A 17979-nucleotide genomic window follows, 5' to 3' on the forward strand; every position below is an offset into this window, starting at 1 on the left:
TGGATGCCGAGGGCTTGAGTTTGCTCGGTGGGGGGGATTCCAGGGCACTCGCCCAAGGCCCACTCCGCCGGCGCCGACCCACTGCGCTGGCCAGCCACCACTGGGCTGTCGTTGCAACGCCAGTGGAGTGCCGGAGCGCCAGCCAGGAGGCGGGCGGGCGGCAACTCCCACCGAGAGGGACCCGCCCCTTCCTGCGGCCGGGAATCCCAAGCCCTCGTCGCGGAAAACTCAAGCCCTCGGCCCGGAAAACCCAAGCCCTCGGCGCAGAGAGCTCAGCCCTCGCAGACCACCATCGCGACGGCGACGCCGGCGTCGTGGCTGATCGACACGTGCAGCCGGGAGATCCCCAGTTCGGAGACCCGGTCGGCCACGGTGCCGGCGACCAGCAACGAGGGGCGTCCGGTCTCGTCGGAGAGCACCTCGCAGTCGGTCCAGCGCAGGCCCGCCGGGGCCCCCAACGCCTTCGCCAGCGCCTCCTTGGCGGCGAACCGCCCGGCCAGCGTCTGCTCCGACCCCTTGAGCTCGGGCAGCGTGAACACCCGGTCGGTGAAGCCGGGCCGGGCGCACGCCTCGCGAATCCGGTCGATCGAGCAGACGTCGACGCCGATCCCGATGATCACGTCACTCGACCGTGACGGACTTCGCCAGGTTGCGCGGCTGGTCGACGTCGTAGCCCTTCAGCGTCGCCACCTCGCACGCGAAGATCTGCAGCGGCACGGTGGCCAGCAGGGGCTGCAGGAGGGTCGAGGCCTTGGGCAGGCGCAGGATGACGTCGGCGTACGGCTCGACGACGGTGTCGCCCTCCTCCACCAGCACGATCGTGCGGGCGCCGCGGGCGCGCACCTCCTGGATGTTGGAGATGACCTTGTCGTGCAGCTGGTCGCGGCCCTGCGGGGGCACGATCACGAAGACGGGCAGGCCCTCCTCGACCAGCGCGATGGGCCCGTGCTTGAGCTCGCCGGCCGGGAACCCCTCGGCGTGCAGGTACGCGATCTCCTTGAGCTTGAGGGCGCCCTCGAGGGCCACCGGGTAGCCGACGTGGCGTCCGAGGAACAGCACCGACTTCTCGTCGACGAGCTCACGCGCCAGCGCGTGCACCGACTCGGCGTCGTCGAGCACGGCCTGGATCTTGTCGGGCATCGACTCCAGCTCGGCCATGATCGAGGCGATCTCGTCGCCGTACTTGGTGCCGCGCACCTGGGCCAGGTAGAGGCCGAGCAGGTAGCAGGCGGCCACCTGGGTGAGGAAGCCCTTGGTCGAGGCGACGCCGATCTCGGGGCCGGCGTGGGTGTAGAGCACAGCGTCCGACTCGCGCGGGATCGTCGAGCCGTTGGTGTTGCAGATCGCGATCACCTTGGCGCCCTGCTCACGCGCGTGGCGCACGGCCATCAGGGTGTCGGCGGTCTCGCCCGATTGGGAGATCGTGACGACCAGCGTGCGCGGGGTGATGATCGGGTCGCGGTAGCGGAACTCGGAGGCGATCTCGACCTCGCAGGCCACCCGCGTCCAGTGCTCGATGGCGTACTTGGCCACCAGACCGGCGTAGTAGGCCGTGCCGCAGGCGACGACGACGATCTTGTCGATGGTGCGCAGCTCGGTCTCGGAGATGCGGATCTCGTCCAGCGTCAGGCGGTGGTCGGCGTCGAAGCGGCCCAGCAGGGTGTCGGCGACCGCGCGCGGCTGCTCGTAGATCTCCTTGCGCATGAACCAGTCGTACCCACCCTTCTCGGCGGCCGAGAGGTCCCAGTCGACGTGGAAGGGCTTGCCCTCGGTCTCGTTGCCGTCGAAGTCGGTGACCCGGTAGCCGGACGCCGTGACCTCGACGACCTCGTCCTGGCCCATCTCGACGGCCTCGCGGGTGTGCTCGATGAAGGCGGCCACGTCGGAGGCGACGAACATCTCGCCCTCCCCCACGCCGACGACCAGCGGCGAGTTGCGGCGGGCGGCGACGAGGGTGCCGGGCGCATCCTTGTCCACCGCGACCAGAGTGAACGCGCCCTCCAGACGGCGGGCCACCGAGCGCAGCGCGTCGGCGAGGGACGCCCCGCCCTCGACCTCGCGGCCGACCAGGTGGGCGGCCACCTCGCTGTCGGTCTCGGAGCGGAACTCGACGCCGGCGGCCTGCAGCTCGGCCTTGAGCACGGCGAAGTTCTCGATGATGCCGTTGTGGACGAGCGCCACGCGCCCGTTCGACGAGATGTGCGGGTGCGCGTTGGCGTCGGACGGCGCGCCGTGGGTGGCCCAGCGGGTGTGCCCGATGCCCAGGTTCGCGTCGGGGATCGGCGTCTCGTCGAGCTCGGCCTCGAGGTTCAGCAGCTTGCCGGCCTTCTTGGCCGAGGCGATGCCGTCGGAGCCGACCAGGGCGATGCCGGCCGAGTCATAGCCGCGGTACTCCATGCGCCGCAACGCGTCCACGAGCACCTTCTGGGCACCTTGGGGGCCCACATAGCCGATAATTCCGCACATGGGATTCAGCGTAGCGCCCTCCAACCCGGCCCCCGGACACGAGCCCGTCGACGAATTCGGGCCGTACGTCCTGGCCGATCGGGGCAAGTGGGCTGAGCTGGCCGAGCAGATGCCGGTCAGCCTGTCCGAGGAGACCCTCCGGGGCGTCCGGTCACGCCTCGACACCATCGACCTGGCCCAGGTGCGGGACGTCTACCTGCCCCTGACCGAGCTGGTGAACCTCTATGTCATGCACACCGGGCACCTCTACCGCGCCACCCACGAGTACCTCGGGCTGAAGGAGCGCCGCACCCCGTTCGTCATCGGCGTCGCCGGGTCGGTGGCGGTCGGCAAGTCCACCACGTCGCGCCTGCTGGTCGAGCTCCTGCACCAGCTCCCCGGACGCCCCAAGGTCGACCTGATCACCACCGACGGCTTCCTGATGCCCAACGCCGAGCTGCAGCGCCGCGGGATCATGCACCGCAAGGGGTTCCCGCAGAGCTACGACCGCGGCGCCCTGCTGCGCTTCGTGATGGACGTGAAGTCCGGCGCGCCCGAGGTCTCGGCCCCGGTCTACAGCCACCTGACCTACGACATCGTGCCGGGCGAGTTCATCACGGTCCGCCAACCCGACATCCTGATCGTGGAGGGCCTCAACGTCCTGCAGCCCGCGCGCCGGCGCAAGTCGGGACACGCGTCCCTGGCCGTCAGCGACTTCTTCGACTTCTCCGTCTACGTCGATGCGGCCGAGTCCGACCTGCGCGCCTGGTACCTGGAGCGGTTCATGGCCCTGCGCGAGAGCGCGTTCCTCGACCCGCGGTCCTACTTCACCCGGTTCGCGAAGATGGACGCCGACGCCGCGCAGGCCTACGCCGAGAACATCTGGGACACCATCAACGGCCCCAACCACGTGCAGAACATCCTGCCCACGCGGGGGCGGGCGACGGCGATCCTGCGCAAGGACTCCGACCACGACATCGAGTGGATCCGGATCCGCAAGACGTAGCCGGCACGCGCCTCAGCGGCGGCGGGCCTCCAGCGCGTTGACCACGAGCAGCGGCAGGCCGCCGACCAGCACCGCACCGAGCACGACCCACGGGTTGTCGAACAGGTCGGTCAGCCCGCCGACGAGCACGGACGCCCAGGCCACCAGCGAGCCGAGCGCCAGGCTCGCCCAGTGGCGCAGCCGCCACGTGCGGGACGCCCGGGCGAGGCCGTGGGTGGTCATGCTCGCCACGCCCAGCCCGACGGCCAGCAGCACGGCGAGGACGGCGCCGCTGAACGACGGTGCCGACACCGCCCAGACGAGCAGCATGAGGGCGAGCCCGATGGTGAACGTGCCGCGCAGGGAGGCGTCGTCGGCGTCCCGGGCGGGGTCGATGGACAGCTTCGTGCCGGCGCGCAGGGCGAGCAGCACGAACGGCAGCATGGCGGCCAGAGCCGCGACGACGGCGAGCCACCACGGCAGGGACACCTGCGGGGCGGCCGCGCTCGCGAGCATCAGCAGGACGTAGGGGGCGACCGAGGCGTACCCGTAGGCGCCGCGCCACGGGTCGTGCAGCGCCCGGCCGAGGTTGGCCAGGTGCCCGACGCCGGTGGCGGCCGCCCACACGAAGAAGGGCAGCAGGGCGGGGAACTGCGACTCGAACCGGAACTGCGGCAGCGTCGCGACCAGCGAGCTGGTCAGCACGAACGCGCCCACCAGCAGCGCGGCCATGGCGGCGACGATGGACGAGACGCGCCGGTGGGGGCTCACAGGGCCAGGCGCTCCTTGACGATGGACGCCAACCGCTCGGCCACCTCGGCGGCCTTCTCCTCGGTCTCGGCCTCGACCATCACGCGGACGACGGGCTCGGTCCCGGAGGGGCGTAGCAGGACGCGGCCGGAGGTGCCCAGCTCGCGGCCCGCGGCCGTCACGGCGGCGTTGACCTCGGGGTCGATGCCGGCGCGGGCCTTGTTGACGCCCTTGACGTTGATCATCACCTGCGGCAGGCGCTTCATCACGGCGGCGAGGTCGGCCAGGTCGCGGCCGGACGTCACCACCTGCGCGGCGACGTGCAGGGCGGTCAGGACGCCGTCACCGGTCGTCGCGTACTCGCTCATGATCACGTGGCCGGACTGCTCGCCACCCAGGGCGAACCCGTTGGCGTTCATGGACTCCAGCACGTACCGGTCGCCCACCTTGGTCTGGTCGACCCGGATGTCGTGGGCGGCCATGGCCTGCATGAAGCCGAGGTTGCTCATGACCGTGGCCACGACGGTGTCGTTGTGCAGGCGTCCCTGGTCGCGCAGCGCCAGGGCGAGGATGGCGAGGATCTGGTCCCCGTCCACCTCGTTGCCTGCCCGGTCCACGGCCAGGCAGCGGTCGGCGTCCCCGTCGAAGGCGAACCCGAGGTCGGCCTCGAAGTGCTGCACGGCGGCCTTGAGCCCGTCCATGTGGGTCGAACCGGCGTTCTCGTTGATGTTGAGGCCGGTCGGGGCGGCGTTGATCGTGACGACCTCCGCGCCCTGCGCCTCGAACGCGGCCGGGCCGGTGGTGAACGCCGCGCCGTTGGCGCAGTCGAGCACGACCTTCAGGCCGTGGAGGCTGCCCTCGGAACCCAGCGACGAGACCAGGTGCGCGACGTAGTTCTCGATCAGCTCGGGCCGGTCGGTGACACGACCCACGCGCTCGGCGACGGGGCGCTCCCACTGCTGGCCGAGGCGGGCCTCGATCATGTCCTCCAGGTAGTCGTCGAGCTTGACGCCACCCTTGGCGAAGAACTTGATCCCGTTGTCGGGCATCGGGTTGTGCGAGGCGGACAGCATGACGCCGAGGTCGGCGTCCAGCTCGTTGACCAGGTAGGCGGCGCCGGGCGTGGGGACCACGCCGACGCGGATGACGTCGACCCCGGCGGAGGCCAGGCCGGCCACCACCGCCGCCTCGAGGAACTCGCCCGAGGCACGGGGGTCACGCGCAACGAGGGCCACCGGACGGTGACCCTCGAAGAGCCCGGACTCGCCGAGCACGTGCGCGGCCGCCACCGAGAGCTCGAGAACGAGCTCTGCGGTGAGGTCGACGTTCGCCTTGCCCCGGACCCCATCGGTACCAAAGAGCCGTGGCATGGGCGTCAGCGCTTGCTGTACTGCGGAGCCTTGCGGGCCTTCTTGAGACCAGCCTTCTTGCGCTCCTTGATGCGGGCGTCGCGGGTCAGCAGACCGGCCTTCTTCAGCGCCGGGCGCGAGGCCTCGGCGTCGACGGCGTTGAGCGCGCGGGCGATGCCGAGGCGCAGGGCACCGGCCTGGCCGGTGACGCCGCCGCCGACGATCTTGGCGATCACGTCGTAGGAGCCCTCAACGGCGGCCGTGACGAACGGCTCGTTGACGGTCTGCTGGTGCAGCTTGTTCGGGAAGTAGTCGTCCAGCGTGCGGCCGTTGATCTTGAACTGGCCGGTGCCGGGGACCAGGCGGACGCGGGCGATGGCCTCCTTGCGGCGGCCGGTGGCCGCGCCGGGGGCGATGACGGCGGGGCGCTCACCGGGGGTGGCGGAGGACGGGGTGCCCTCGGCGCGGTAGGCGATCTCGCGGTCGGCCTCGTCGGTGAACGGCGTGATCTCGTCGAGGACTTCCTCGTTGGTGGTGTCAGTCACTTCTCAAATCCTCTGGGTCACTGGGCGATCTGGGTGATCTCGTACGCCTGCGGCTTCTGCGCGGCGTGAGGGTGCTCCGGGCCCGCGTAGACCTTGAGCTTCTTGATGAGCTGGCGGCTCAGCTTGTTCTTGGGGAGCATGCCCCAGACGGCGCGCTCGACGGCCTGGCGGGGGTCGTTCTCCAGCAGCTCGCCGTAAGGAACCGACTTCAGGCCACCGGGACGGCCGGAGTGACGGTAGGCCAGCTTCGTGGTGGCCTTGTTGCCCGACAGGGCGATCTTGGAGGCGTTGACGACGATGACGAAGTCACCGGTGTCGACGTGGGGGGCAAAGGTCGGCTTGTGCTTGCCGCGCAGCAGCGTCGCGGCGGTCACGGCGAGGCGACCGAGGACGACGTCGGAGGCGTCGATCACATGCCAGTTCCTGGTGATCTCACCAGGCTTCGGAGTGTACGTGGACACGCGGGTAACCCATCTGTCATCGGGGAGCTGGAAGGAACACCACTGGACGCCTCCCCGGACACGTCACAGCGCAACAGCGCCCCACCTTACCGCTGCGCCCGGCGCGCCTCCAAATCGACCTCCGGGGCGTGCAACCGGCCCCCGAGACGGCACAACGACACGTTGTAGGAGACATTTCACAATCCCTCGCGCTCGCGGGGCACGAGTGGCAAGGTAGCCCCCATGAGTTCAAAGGTGAACAACGGACAGGTCCAGGTGAACAAGCCGGACGATGTACGCAACGTGGTGCTGGTCGGCACGGCGGGGTCGGGAAAGACCTCGCTGTTCGAGCAGCTGCTGCGGGCGCGCGTCGCCGGCTACAGGGGCGAGAAGGACGACGCCGAGCGTCTCTCCCAGCTCTACCTCGCGTCACTCGTGACGGGTGACGTCTTCGTCAACCTCCTCGACGCCCCCGGGCACGCCGACTTCGTCGGTGAGCTGCGCGCGGGCATCCGGGCCGCGGACGCCGCGATCTTCGTGGTCAGCGCCTCCGACGGCATCGACGGCGCTGCCCAGGCCCTCTGGGAGGAGTGCGCCGAGGCCGGGCTCCCCCGCGTCATCGCGCTCACCAAGCTGGACGCGGCCCACTCCGACTTCGACACCGTCGTGGCCGAGTTGAAGGACAAGTTCGGCGAGGGCGTCCTCCCCACGCACGTCCCCGTCGGCTCCGGTGCCGGCATCAACGGCACGGTCGGCGTTCTCTCCCGTCGCTTCCGCGACTACTCCGCCGGTGGCGGCGAGCCGGTCCTCAACGAGCAGGACTCCAGCCACGACCACCTCATCGAGGAGCACCGCAACGCGCTGATCGAGGGCCTCATCCAGGAGGCCGACGACGCCGAGCTGATGGACTCCTACCTCGAGGGTGCCGACCCCGGTCGCGACTACCTCCTCGACGACCTGATGAAGGCGACTTCGGGCGCGAACCTGTACCCGGTCGTCCCCGTCATCCAGTCCTCCGGCCTGGGCACCGAGGAGCTGCTGAGCCTCATCGAGCAGGGCTTCCCGACGCCGAGCACGCACCCGAACCCGACGATGGTGAAGCTGAACGGCGACGAGGTGGGCCCGGCCCCCTCCGACCCCGACGCCCCGCTGGTCGCCCAGGTGATCCGCACGACGACCGACCCGTTCGCGGGCCGCCTGTCGATGGTGCGCATCTACTCCGGCACCCTGCGCACCGACGACGTGGTGCACCTGTCGGGCCACAAGGCGTTCTTCCTCGGCCTCGACCCCGACGAGTACCCCGACCGCGACCAGGAGGAGCGCATCGGCCAGATCCAGCAGGCGCAGGGCGTCGAGCTGAAGCCGAAGGCCTCCGCCATCGCGGGCGAGATCGTCATGCTGCCGAAGCTCGCCGCCGCCGAGACCGGCGACACCCTGTCCGCCAAGGACGACGTGGTGCTGATCCCCAACTGGAAGATGCCCGCCGCGCTGCTGCCGCTGGCCATCAAGGCCGCCACCCGCAACGACGAGGACAAGCTGTCCGGCGCGCTCAACCGCCTCGCGGTGGAGGACTCGACGGTCAAGCTCGGGCGCGGGGCGTCCGACCAGCTGGTGCTGTGGACCACGGGCCAGGCGCACGCCGACCTGCTGCTCAACCGCCTCAAGGACCGCTACGGCGTCAACGTCGAGCAGGAGGAGGTGAAGATCGCCCTGCGCGAGACCTTCACCGCCAAGGCGACGGCGCTCGGGCGCCACGTCAAGCAGTCCGGCGGCCACGGCCAGTACGCCGTGGTGAACATCGAGGTCGAGCCGCTCGAGCGCGGCGCCGGCTTCGAGTTCGTCGACAAGGTCGTGGGTGGCGCGGTCCCGCGCAACTTCATCCCGTCGGTCGAGAAGGGCGCCAAGGCCCAACTCGACAAGGGCGTCATCGCGGGCTTCCCGATGGTGGACGTGCGGGTCACCCTGTTCGACGGCAAGGCCCACTCGGTCGACTCCTCCGACATGGCGTTCCAGATGGCGGCCGCGGCCGCGCTGAAGGAGGCCGCGGTGGTCGGCCGGAACGTCGCGCTGCTCGAGCCCGTCGACCTCGTCACCGTCACCGTGGGCGAGGAGTACATGGGCGCGGTCATGACCGACATCTCCGGTCGCCGCGGGCAGATGCAGGGCACCGACACCGACGGCCGCAAGGTCATCATCTCGGCGCTGGTCCCGCAGCTGGAGCTGTCGCGCTACGCGATCGACCTGCGCGGCATCGCCCAGGGCACGGGTACGTTCACGCGGTCGTTCCACGGCTACGAGCTGCTGCCGGGCAACCTGGTGGAGAAGTTCGCCAAGAAGGACTGACGTCGATCAGCACAGTTCGGCGTCCCGGGTCCTCCCGGGGCGCCGCAGCCGTCTGTCGGCTCAGGCGTGCTCGGTCGGGGAGGGCTGCACCTGCACCGCGGGCGCCGGCAGGTCGGCGACCGCAGGGTCGGCGTCCACCTCGGGTCGGCGGCGGGGGAAGACCCACAGGCGCAGCATGATGTAGATGTACAGGCCCTCGATGCAGGCGGCGATGACGCGGGCGACCATGAGCGGCACCCCGAGGACGCCCAGGAAGGTGCCGAACCCGAGGATCCAGATCACGTAGTTGCTGACGATCACGAAGGTGTACTTGCTGGACTGCTTGCCCAGGTCGCCGTGCTCGCGGAAGTTCAGCCAGCGGTTGAGGAAGAACGCGTAGACCGACGCCAGCCCGTAGCCGATCGAGAAGGTGACGCCGTAGGGCACGTGCGGCATGTACTGGCCGACGATGGCCAGGAACCCCATGTCGAGTAGGAACGCGCTGCCGTTGATGAACGCGTACCCGATGAACGTGATGGGCAGGACGCGCTGCAGCTTGGCCGGCAGCGCCTCACGGATGCGCGTGGTGAACCGGGCGAACCATCGGGCCGCCGCACCATCGGTGCCGTCTCCGCGCATGGTCCGAAGAATAGGCGCGCCACCCAAGCCGCAACACCCGTTGCCGCCCGTTGGTCGGACGCCCCCGGCCGCGGTCTCAGACCTGCCGCAGGAACGCCAGCACGCCGTCGGCCAGCATCTGAACCGCGATCGCGGCGAGCAGCATGCCGGCCACGCGCGTGAGCAGCACCGTGCCGGAGTTGTGCAGGAACCGCTGGATCGCGCCGGCGAAGCGGAGGAAGACCCAGACCAGCAGCAGCGCCGCGACGAGCGCCAGACCCACGGTCGCGAAGCCCCACAGCCCGGTCGGACGGGCCTGCTGCACGGCGAGCATCGTGGCGACGATCGAGCCGGGGCCCGCCAGGAGCGGGATGCCGAGCGGGACGATTGCGATGTTGGTGGCGCCGGCCTCGGCGACCTCGCCCTCCCCCGCGCCGGTGAGCAACTGCATGGCCACGAGCAGCAGGAGCAGCCCACCGGAGACCTGGAGGGCCTCGATGGTGATGTGCAGGTAGTCGAGGATGAACCGCCCGAAGATCGCGAACAGGCCGATCACCCCGAAGGCCACCATGGACGCCCCCGCTACATCTTGCGGCCTACGGTTGTCAGATCGTGAAGATTGGTCGCGTTCCCGCCGGAATGGAGTCAGAATCCACGATCTGCTTGCCGAAGGGGAAGCAGGTCACGGGGATCATCTTCAGGTTCGCGATCGCGAGCGGGATGCCGACGATCGTGATCGCCTGCGCCGCCGCCGTGGTCAGGTGGCCGATCGCCAGCCACAGGCCGCCGATGACGAACCAGATGCCGTTCATGAGCGCCGAGCCGGCACCCGAGGTCGGCTTGGTCACGACGGTCTTGCCGAAGGGCCACAGGGCGTAGGTCCCCATCCGGAACGACGCGATCCCGGCCGGGATCGTGATGATGAGCACGCAGGCCAGCAGCCCGAACAGGAAGTAGCCCAGGGCCAGCCAGATTCCGCCGAAGAGAAGCCAGATGATGTTCAAGATGGCGCGCACCGGAGCGCTCCTTCCATGCGGGGACGCCTCCCAGTCTAGTCGGCCGGTAGGCTCTCCGCGTGCCGCGTCCTGATCGTCCCCGGGTCCACCGGGAGGTTGTCTCCTACGTCCGTCGCTCCGCCCGGATGAACGCCTCCCAGGAGAAGGCGTGGACGACGCTGGCCGACGACCTGGTCATCCGCGTCCCGGCGCGGGAGCTCTCCACGTCGGTGCACCCGGACGCCCACGTGGACTGGGCCGCCACGTTCGGCCGCGAGGCCCCACTGTTCGTCGAGATCGGTTCCGGCCGGGGCGAGGCCCTGGTCGCGCTCGCCGAGCAGCACCCGGAGGCGAACGTGGTGGCGTTCGAGGTCTTCCAGCCGGCGGTCGCCTCCACGCTGAGCCGGATCAACCGCCACGGCGTCACCAACGTCCGCGTCGTGCTCGCCAACGGCGTCGAGGGGCTGGAGCACCTGTTCGCCCCCGTCACGGTCGCCGAGCTGTGGACGTTCTTCCCCGACCCCTGGCACAAGCCCCGCCACCACAAGCGCCGGCTGGTCAGCCCCGAGTTCGCCGAGCTCGTCGCCTCGCGGCTGGTGCCGGGCGGGCAGTGGCGGCTGGCCACCGACTGGGCCGACTACGCCGAGGCGATGCGCGAGGTGCTCGACGTCGCCCCGGGGCTGGTCAACGTGCACGGCGGGTGGGCCCCCCGCTGGGCCGAGCGCCCCCTCACCAAGTACGAGCAGCGCGGCCTCGACGCCGGGCGCGAGGTCCACGACCTCACCTACCGACGCCCGGACGCCGACGCCGACGTCCCCACGGTGCCCGACCTGCTCCACCGCGAACCGCGGCCCGGGGCGTCCGGGGAGGTGCCGTTGTGACGCAGGCCGCACCGACGCGCTACCGGCTGGACCTCGCCTACGACGGCCGCGACTTCCACGGCTGGGCCACGCAGGACGGCTTCCGCAGCGTGCAGGGCACCCTCGAGCACTGGATCAGCACCGTGCTGCGCCTGCCCGAGCCGGTCAGCCTCACGGTGGCCGGCCGCACCGACGCCGGGGTGCACGCGCGCGGCCAGGTGGCCCACGTCGACCTGCCCGCGGACGACCTGGCCGAGGAGCTGCAGCGACGCCTCGGCCGCGTGCTGCCCGACGACGTGGTGGTGCACCGGGTCCGGGTGGCGCCCGAGGGCTTCGACGCCCGCTTCGCCGCGATCTGGCGCCGCTACGTGTTCCGCCTGGCCGACGACTCCCCCGACCCGCTGGTGCGCCACACGGCCGTGCGCGTGCGCGGCCCCCTCGACGTGGCCGCGGTCGACGCGGGCGCGCGCTCGCTGGTCGGCCTGCACGACTTCGGCGCGTTCTGCAAGCGCCGCGAGGGCGCGACCACGATCCGGGAGATGCTGGAGTGCCACGCCGAGCGCTCCCCCGCCGGGCTGGTCGAGGTGACCCTGCGCGCCGACGCGTTCTGCCACTCGATGGTCCGCTCGGTGGTCGGCGCCCTCGTCGCGGTCGGCCAGGGGCAGCGGGACGCCGCGTGGCTGGCGTCCCTGCTCGACCGGGTCGACCGGGCCGGCGACGTGACGGTCCTCCCGCCCCACGGGCTCGTGCTCGAGGAGGTCGGCTACCCCGACGACGACCAGCTGGCCGCGCGCCAGCTCGAGGCCCGTGCCCGCCGCGACGAGAGGCCCCTACCATGACGCACTACTTCGAGACGCCGACCTCCGAGGAGCGCCGCCGCACGATCGACGTCCGGTTCTGGGACACCGACTGGACCTTCACGACCGCCGCAGGCGTGTTCTCCGGGGACGGGCTGGACCTCGGCACGGGCGTCCTGCTGCGCACGCACACCCCGGACGCCGGCGCCCGCCGGATCCTCGACCTGGGCTGCGGGTACGGCGTGCTGACCGTGGCCGCGGCGTCCGCCGCACCGGGCGCGACCGTGGACGCCGTGGACACCAACGAGCGCGCCCTCGCGCTGACCCGCCTCAACGCGGCCGCGCACGGCGTAGATGACCGTGTGCGGGCCACGCTGCCCGAGGACGCCGACCCGGAGGCCCGCTACGACGAGATCTGGTCCAACCCACCGATCCGGATCGGCAAGGAGGCCCTGCACGCCCTGCTGCTGCACTGGTTGGCCCGCCTGGCGCCGGGCGGCGTGGCCCGCCTGGTGGTGGGCCGCAACCTCGGCGCGGACTCGCTGCAGCGCTGGCTGCAGGAGCAGGGCTACCGCTGCGACCGGACCGCTTCGGCCAAGGGATTCCGGGTGTTCGAGGTCGCACCCCTTGTCATCCAACCTGCGTCCGACTAGCCTCGACGAATCGAGCGCAGGCGCCCGCCGCGCGGAGAGGAGTTGCCCATGGGACTCGGTGACAAGATCTCGAACAAGGCCGAGGAGCTGGCCGGCAAGGCCAAGGAAGCTGCCGGCGACGTGACGGACAACGAACGCCTCGAGGCTGAGGGCAAGGCCGAACAACTCGGCGCCAAGGCCAAGCAGGCGGGCGAGAACGTCAAGGACGCAGGCCGGAACCTGGCTGACGGCGTCAAGGACGCCTTCGACGGCCGATAGCACTCGACCACCACCACTCTCCCGAACGGGGTGCCGGAGACTAATCCCGCACCCCGTTCGGCGCGTCCGGGGGGGGTGCCGGCTCCTGCCGGCCGGCAGCGCACCGTGGCGATGCGCAGGGCGACGCCATCGCCGACCGTCCTACCCGCGCGGTGCTGCAGCTTTCACCCCCGCTGACCCCCTTGCCCTTCCCGCAGGGGGGAATAGGGTGGGGACGCTCGCTGTTGCACGCAACGACGACCCGAACGAGAGGAAGCAACCCGATGACGTACACCCTTCCGGAGCTCGACTACGACTACAGCGCCCTCGAGCCGCACATCTCGGCCCAGATCATGGAGCTGCACCACAGCAAGCACCACCAGGCCTACGTGACCGGCGCCAACACCGCGCTGGAGAAGCTGGCCGAGGCCCGCGAGACCGGCAACTTCGCCGCGATCAACAAGCTCGAGAAGGACCTGGCCTTCCACCTCGGTGGCCACGTGAACCACTCGGTGTTCTGGAAGAACATGTCCCCCGACGGCGGCGGCGCCCCCGAGGGTGAGGTCGCGGCCGCGATCGACGAGTTCTTCGGCTCGTTCGACGGGTTCCAGAAGCAGTTCAACGAGTCCGCCAACGGCATCCAGGGCTCCGGCTGGTCGATGCTGGTGTGGGACACCCTCGGCAGGCGCCTCAACATCAACCAGCTCTTCGACCAGCAGGGCAACCTGCCCGTCGGCCAGCTGCCGATCCTGCAGCTCGACATGTGGGAGCACGCGTTCTACCTGCAGTACAAGAACGTGAAGGGCGACTACGTCAAGGCGTGGTGGAACGTCATCAACTGGGCCAACGTCGGCGAGCGCCTCGCCGCGGCCCGTGCCGCCGAGATCGCCTACTGATCGGCGACCGCAACCCGCGCAGACCGCCGCTGCCGGCGTCCCCCGTGGACGCCGGCAGCGGCTTTTTCTGGTCACTCCGACCAGCCAACCTGATGAAACACTGAGAGTCAGTTTGAGATTTTCTCAGAAACAGCGGATAGTAGAGGGTGAAAGAACTTGTTCCGCACGTCAGGAGTCCGTCTTGCCCATCTCGACCAAGCTCGTCGCCGTCGCTGCCAGCGCGGCTGTGCTGGTGACCGGCGCCGGTGTCGCCATCGGCGCCACGCAGGGGCAGCCCGCCACGGTGGCCACCGTCGCCCAGCCCGCGCCCGTGACCACCGACATCCGCGTGTGGGCCGACAACACCACCCACTGGCTCAACCTCACCGAGCCCACCGTCAGCCAGGCCATCGCGGCCGCCGGCGTCAAGCTCGGCAACCTTGATCGTGTCTCCCCCGCCATCGGCACCGTCCTGAAGGCCGGCGACACCATCACCGTCCAGCGCGTGGCCGTCACCAGCGAGACCAAGGTCGTCACGCTCGAGTTCCCCACCACCGAGGTGAAGGACCCCTCGCTGGCCAAGGGGCAGCGCAAGGTGAAGACCGAGGGCGTCAATGGCACCCGTGAGGACGTCGTCGAGGTCGTCACGGTCGACGGCGTGGTCGAGAGCACCAAGACCCTCTCCGAGACGGTCACCCTCGAGCCGGTCGCCCAGGTCGTCCGCGTCGGCACGAAGGTCGCCGAGCCGAAGAAGGTCGAGCCCAGGAAGGTCACCTCCCGTTCGACCGAGCGCACCACGCCGGCCACGAAGTCGACCCCGCCGAAGGACTCCGCCCCGGCTCCCGAGCCCAAGGGTGGCGCCATCAACCTGGCCCGCGCCGACATGTGGGACCGGATCGCCCAGTGCGAGTCTACCGGCCGCTGGAACATCAACACCGGCAACGGCTACTACGGCGGCCTCCAGTTCAGCCTGGCCACCTGGCGCTCGGTGAACGGCCCCGACTTCGCGGCCTACCCGCACCAGGCCTCGCGCGCCGAGCAGATCACGGTCGCGAACCGGCTCTACGCCCAGCGCGGCCTGCAGCCCTGGGGCTGCCGCCACGCGGCCTGACCCACGTCAGCCCGAAGGCCCCGCGAGCATGTGCTCGCGGGGCCTTCGCGTTTCCCGGGCACGGCCGCGCTCATGCCCGCCTGGCCCTCCCATACCACGGACGCCGTGGGCCCACCGCGCCGGGCCCACGGCGTCCCGTTCGTCTCGCCACCCGCAGGACCGGCACTCGAGCACCGCGGAGGCCCGCCCCGGCCGGTCGAGTGTCGGTCCTGCGGGTTTCGGGAACCTCCGCTGCCCAACCCCCCTCGCTCATGCGCACGCTGCCGCAGGCGGCGGCTGCCGGAGCCGAGAAGTGACCTCAACCGAGGGACTTCGCCCGCGTACGCCTGCGCGAACGGAAGAAGTAGGCCGGGTTCAGGTCAGTTCTCGGTCATGACCCAGCGCATCCGCCTCGAGGCCCCCGGGCACCGACCCACCGGTCCGCGCTGCCCGGACCACCAACAGCCCCTGCACAACAGAGCGCCCGGCCCCCATCGGGGACCGGGCGCTGCGTGCTTGCCGGTGAGGGCGAGGCTCAGGCCTCGTCCTTCTCCTCGTCGGCGTCGGCCGACTCGTGGCCCGCCATCGCGTCGACGAAGCCCGCGGCCTCGACGGCCTCGGTGGCGACGGGCTCGTCGGTGGCGACGGTGTCGGCCTCGACGTCGACGACCTCGGCGGCAGCCTCCTCCTTGACCGGCTTGGCGGCCTTGGCGGCGGGCTTGCTGGCGGCCTTCGGGGCGGCCTTGGAGCCGGACGCCTTGGCCTTGGCCTTGCGCGACTCCTCGACCGTCTCGGAGACGATCTCGATCACGGCCATGGGCGCGTTGTCGCCCTGGCGGTTGCCGATCTTGGTGATGCGGGTGTAGCCGCCGTCACGCTCGGCCATCTTCGGCGCGATCTCGGTGAACAGGACGTGGACGACGCCCTTGTCGGTGATGGTGCGCAGCACGACGCGGCGGCTGTGCAGGTCACCGCGCTTGGCCTTGGTGATCAGCTTCTCGGCGAGCGGGCGGACACGCTTGGCCTTGGTCTCCGTGGTCGTGATGCGACCGTGCTCGAAGAGCTGGCTGGCGAGGTTGGCCAGGATGATCCGCTCGTGGGCCGGGCTTCCGCCGAGGCGGGGACCCTTCGTGGGCTTGGGCATGGTGGTTGTCTCTCCTGGGTCTGTCAGAACTGGTCGTTGTCGGCGTCGAAGTCAGCGTCCTCGTCGTAGCTGCCCAGGGCAGCCAGCGGGTCGAAGCCGGGGGCGCTGTCCTTGAGGGCGAGGCCCATCTCCTGGAGGCGGAGCTTGACCTCCTCGATCGACTTGGAGCCGAAGTTGCGGATGTCGAGGAGGTCCTGCTCGGAGCGGGAGACCAGCTCGGACACGGTGTGGATGCCCTCGCGCTTGAGGCAGTTGTAGCTGCGCATGGTCAGCTTCAGCTCCTCGACGGGGAGGGCGAGGTCGGCGGCGTACTGCTCGTCGACCGGCGAGGGGCCGATCTCGATGCCCTCGGCCTCGACGTTGAGCTCACGGGCCAGGCCGAAGAGCTCCACCAGCGTCTTGCCGGCGGACGCCACGGCGTCGCGCGGGCTGATGGCCGGCTTGGTCTCGACGTCGACGATCAGGCGGTCGAAGTCGGTGCGCTGCTCGACACGGGTGGCCTCCACCTTGTAGGTGACCTTCAGCACGGGGCTGTAGATCGAGTCGACCGGGATGCGGCCGATCTCGGAGTCGGCGTTCTTGTTCTGCGCGGCGGACACGTAGCCACGGCCGCGCTCGACGACGAGCTCCATGTCGATCTTGCCGGACGCGTTGAGCGTGGCGATGTGCAGCTCGGGGTTGTGGATCTCCACACCGGCGGGCGGCGCGATGTCGGCGGCGGTGACAGCACCGGCCCCGGCCTTGCGCAGGTACATGACGACCGGCTCGTCCTCCTCGGAGGACAGCACGAGCTGCTTGACGTTGAGGATGATCTCGGTCACGTCCTCGACGACACCCGGGAGGGTCGAGAACTCGTGCTGGTTGCCCTCGATCTTGATGCTGGTCACGGCCGCGCCCGGGATGGACGACAGCAGCGTGCGCCGCATCGAGTTGCCGAGGGTGTAGCCGAAGCCCGGCTCGAGGGGCTCGATGACGAAGCGCGACCGGTTGTCGGAGATGACGTCCTCGGTCAGCGTCGGACGCTGTGCGATGAGCATGTTGTTCCTTCCCACCGCCCACTATTTGACGGTGAAAGCGGGCCCGGCACCGTGCCGAACCCGAAGTTCAAGGTGACCCCCACCCCACACCGGTGGAGCGGACGGCCGGGTAGCCGAGCGGGCGGCGTCCGATTCGTCGTGGGCCGTGGATGGGCCTGGCCCCCTGCCCTGCGCCTGCGCAGTGCAGGGTGGTTGGCCCGCGACGAACTCGGACGCCGACCGCGTCCGACTACTTGGAGTACAGCTCCACGATCAGCTGCTCCTGCACGTCGACCGTGATCTGGTCGCGGGTGGGCAGCTGGTGCACGAGGATGCGCATCCGGTTGGGGCGAACGGTCAGCCACGCCGGGACGACGCGCTCGTGGTGCGTCTCGCGGGCGATGACGAACGGGTCCAGGTTCAGCGACTTCGGCTTGACGTCGATGATGTCGTACGCCGTGACGCGGTAGCTGGGGATGTTCACCTTCTTGCCGTTGACCAGGAAGTGGCCGTGGACGACGAGCTGGCGGGCCTGACGACGGGTCGAGGCGAAGCCGGCGCGGTACACGACGTTGTCGAGGCGCGACTCGAGGATCTGGAGCAGGACCTCACCGGTCTTGCCAGGCTTGCGCACGGCCTCCTCGTAGTAGCGGCGGAACTGCTTCTCGAGGACGCCGTAGGCGAAGCGGGCCTTCTGCTTCTCGCGGAGCTGGAGCAGGTACTCCGACTCCTTGGTGCGGGCGCGGCCGTGCATGCCCGGGGGGTACGCGCGGCGCTCGAAGGCCTTGTCGTTGCCCACCAGGTCGGTACCGAGCCGGCGGGACTTCTTGGTGATGGGGCCGGTGTAACGGGCCATGG

Annotated in this window: 20 protein-coding genes; 8 read left to right on the top strand and 12 right to left on the bottom strand. The window is 70.3% G+C overall.

Annotation, left to right across the window (positions count from 1 at the left end):
* Positions 1 to 272: 272 nt before the first annotated feature.
* Positions 273 to 620 carry a holo-ACP synthase gene (locus tag J4N02_RS11940; protein WP_188333121.1) on the bottom strand — a complete coding sequence of 116 codons (348 nt, stop codon included), beginning with the start codon at positions 618 to 620 and terminating at the stop codon, positions 273 to 275.
* 1 nt (position 621) lies between these two features.
* On the bottom strand, positions 622 to 2466 hold the full coding sequence (gene glmS / locus J4N02_RS11945; RefSeq protein ID WP_188333122.1) for a glutamine--fructose-6-phosphate transaminase (isomerizing): 1845 nt from the start codon (positions 2464 to 2466) through the stop codon (positions 622 to 624).
* Between glmS and coaA the strand changes: the two genes are divergently transcribed.
* Entirely contained in the window at positions 2465 to 3451 is a 987-nt protein-coding gene (coaA, locus tag J4N02_RS11950; RefSeq protein ID WP_188333123.1) for a type I pantothenate kinase, read from the top strand. The genes glmS and coaA overlap by 2 nt on opposite strands.
* A gap of 12 nt (positions 3452 to 3463) precedes the next feature.
* Here the strand turns inward: coaA and J4N02_RS11955 are convergent, their stop codons facing one another.
* From J4N02_RS11955 to rplM, 4 genes are read right to left on the bottom strand one after another with little or no spacing between them, the layout of a single operon-like run.
* A complete protein-coding gene (locus J4N02_RS11955; protein ID WP_188333124.1) occupies positions 3464 to 4201 on the bottom strand; it encodes a hypothetical protein in 738 nt (245 codons plus the stop codon).
* Positions 4198 to 5550, bottom strand: a complete 1353-nt coding sequence (glmM, locus tag J4N02_RS11960) for a phosphoglucosamine mutase (RefSeq protein WP_188333125.1) — start codon at positions 5548 to 5550, stop codon at positions 4198 to 4200. The genes J4N02_RS11955 and glmM overlap by 4 nt, the downstream gene beginning before the upstream one ends.
* A gap of 5 nt (positions 5551 to 5555) precedes the next feature.
* Complete coding sequence (gene rpsI / locus J4N02_RS11965) at positions 5556 to 6074, bottom strand: 30S ribosomal protein S9 (RefSeq protein WP_188333126.1); 519 nt, start codon at positions 6072 to 6074, stop codon at positions 5556 to 5558.
* Between the two features lie 17 nt (positions 6075 to 6091).
* Positions 6092 to 6535, bottom strand: coding sequence for a 50S ribosomal protein L13 (rplM, locus tag J4N02_RS11970; RefSeq protein ID WP_182816572.1), 444 nt, complete (start codon positions 6533 to 6535; stop codon positions 6092 to 6094).
* Positions 6536 to 6757: 222 nt separating this feature from the next.
* Here rplM and J4N02_RS11975 point away from each other — a divergent pair, with 222 nt between their 5' ends.
* A complete protein-coding gene (locus J4N02_RS11975) occupies positions 6758 to 8857 on the top strand; it encodes an elongation factor G-like protein EF-G2 (RefSeq protein WP_188333127.1) in 2100 nt (699 codons plus the stop codon).
* A 60-nt stretch (positions 8858 to 8917) separates the two neighbouring features.
* Here the strand turns inward: J4N02_RS11975 and J4N02_RS11980 are convergent, their stop codons facing one another.
* The 3 genes from J4N02_RS11980 to J4N02_RS11990 form a co-directional block, all read right to left on the bottom strand.
* Positions 8918 to 9475: a GtrA family protein gene (locus J4N02_RS11980; protein WP_188333128.1), complete on the bottom strand. Its 558-nt coding sequence runs from the start codon at positions 9473 to 9475 to the stop codon at positions 8918 to 8920.
* 76 nt (positions 9476 to 9551) lie between these two features.
* Positions 9552 to 10025 (bottom strand): MarC family protein, encoded by a 474-nt coding sequence (locus J4N02_RS11985; RefSeq protein ID WP_188333129.1) that lies wholly within the window; start codon positions 10023 to 10025, stop codon positions 9552 to 9554.
* Between the two features lie 34 nt (positions 10026 to 10059).
* Positions 10060 to 10470, bottom strand: coding sequence for a YccF domain-containing protein (locus J4N02_RS11990; RefSeq protein WP_188333130.1), 411 nt, complete (start codon positions 10468 to 10470; stop codon positions 10060 to 10062).
* 59 nt (positions 10471 to 10529) lie between these two features.
* On the opposite strand from J4N02_RS11990, the gene trmB reads away from it, so the two are divergent.
* From trmB to J4N02_RS17205, 6 genes are all read left to right on the top strand, one after another.
* Positions 10530 to 11330, top strand: coding sequence for a tRNA (guanosine(46)-N7)-methyltransferase TrmB (gene trmB / locus J4N02_RS11995; protein WP_243760796.1), 801 nt, complete (start codon positions 10530 to 10532; stop codon positions 11328 to 11330).
* On the top strand, positions 11327 to 12148 hold the full coding sequence (gene truA / locus J4N02_RS12000) for a tRNA pseudouridine(38-40) synthase TruA (protein ID WP_188333131.1): 822 nt from the start codon (positions 11327 to 11329) through the stop codon (positions 12146 to 12148). Before trmB ends, truA begins: the two co-directional genes overlap by 4 nt.
* Positions 12145 to 12759 carry a class I SAM-dependent methyltransferase gene (locus J4N02_RS12005; protein WP_188333132.1) on the top strand — a complete coding sequence of 205 codons (615 nt, stop codon included), beginning with the start codon at positions 12145 to 12147 and terminating at the stop codon, positions 12757 to 12759. The genes truA and J4N02_RS12005 overlap by 4 nt, the downstream gene beginning before the upstream one ends.
* A 48-nt stretch (positions 12760 to 12807) precedes the next feature.
* Entirely contained in the window at positions 12808 to 13017 is a 210-nt protein-coding gene (locus J4N02_RS12010; protein WP_188333133.1) for a CsbD family protein, read from the top strand.
* A 263-nt stretch (positions 13018 to 13280) separates the two neighbouring features.
* Positions 13281 to 13892 carry a superoxide dismutase gene (locus J4N02_RS12015; RefSeq protein ID WP_188333134.1) on the top strand — a complete coding sequence of 204 codons (612 nt, stop codon included), beginning with the start codon at positions 13281 to 13283 and terminating at the stop codon, positions 13890 to 13892.
* 181 nt (positions 13893 to 14073) lie between these two features.
* Positions 14074 to 14982 (top strand): resuscitation-promoting factor, encoded by a 909-nt coding sequence (locus J4N02_RS17205; RefSeq protein WP_188333135.1) that lies wholly within the window; start codon positions 14074 to 14076, stop codon positions 14980 to 14982.
* Positions 14983 to 15496: 514 nt separating this feature from the next.
* Here the strand turns inward: J4N02_RS17205 and rplQ are convergent.
* The 3 genes from rplQ to rpsD all read right to left on the bottom strand — a co-directional run bounded on the left by rplQ (position 15497) and on the right by rpsD (position 17977).
* On the bottom strand, positions 15497 to 16105 hold the full coding sequence (gene rplQ / locus J4N02_RS12025; protein WP_188333136.1) for a 50S ribosomal protein L17: 609 nt from the start codon (positions 16103 to 16105) through the stop codon (positions 15497 to 15499).
* A gap of 23 nt (positions 16106 to 16128) precedes the next feature.
* Positions 16129 to 17142, bottom strand: a complete 1014-nt coding sequence (locus tag J4N02_RS12030) for a DNA-directed RNA polymerase subunit alpha (RefSeq protein ID WP_188333137.1) — start codon at positions 17140 to 17142, stop codon at positions 16129 to 16131.
* Positions 17143 to 17371: 229 nt separating this feature from the next.
* Positions 17372 to 17977, bottom strand: a complete 606-nt coding sequence (gene rpsD / locus J4N02_RS12035) for a 30S ribosomal protein S4 (protein ID WP_182816596.1) — start codon at positions 17975 to 17977, stop codon at positions 17372 to 17374.
* Positions 17978 to 17979 lie beyond the last annotated feature (2 nt).

This window comes from Propioniciclava sp. MC1595 (assembly GCF_017569205.1).
GTDB lineage: Bacteria > Actinomycetota > Actinomycetes > Propionibacteriales > Propionibacteriaceae > Propioniciclava.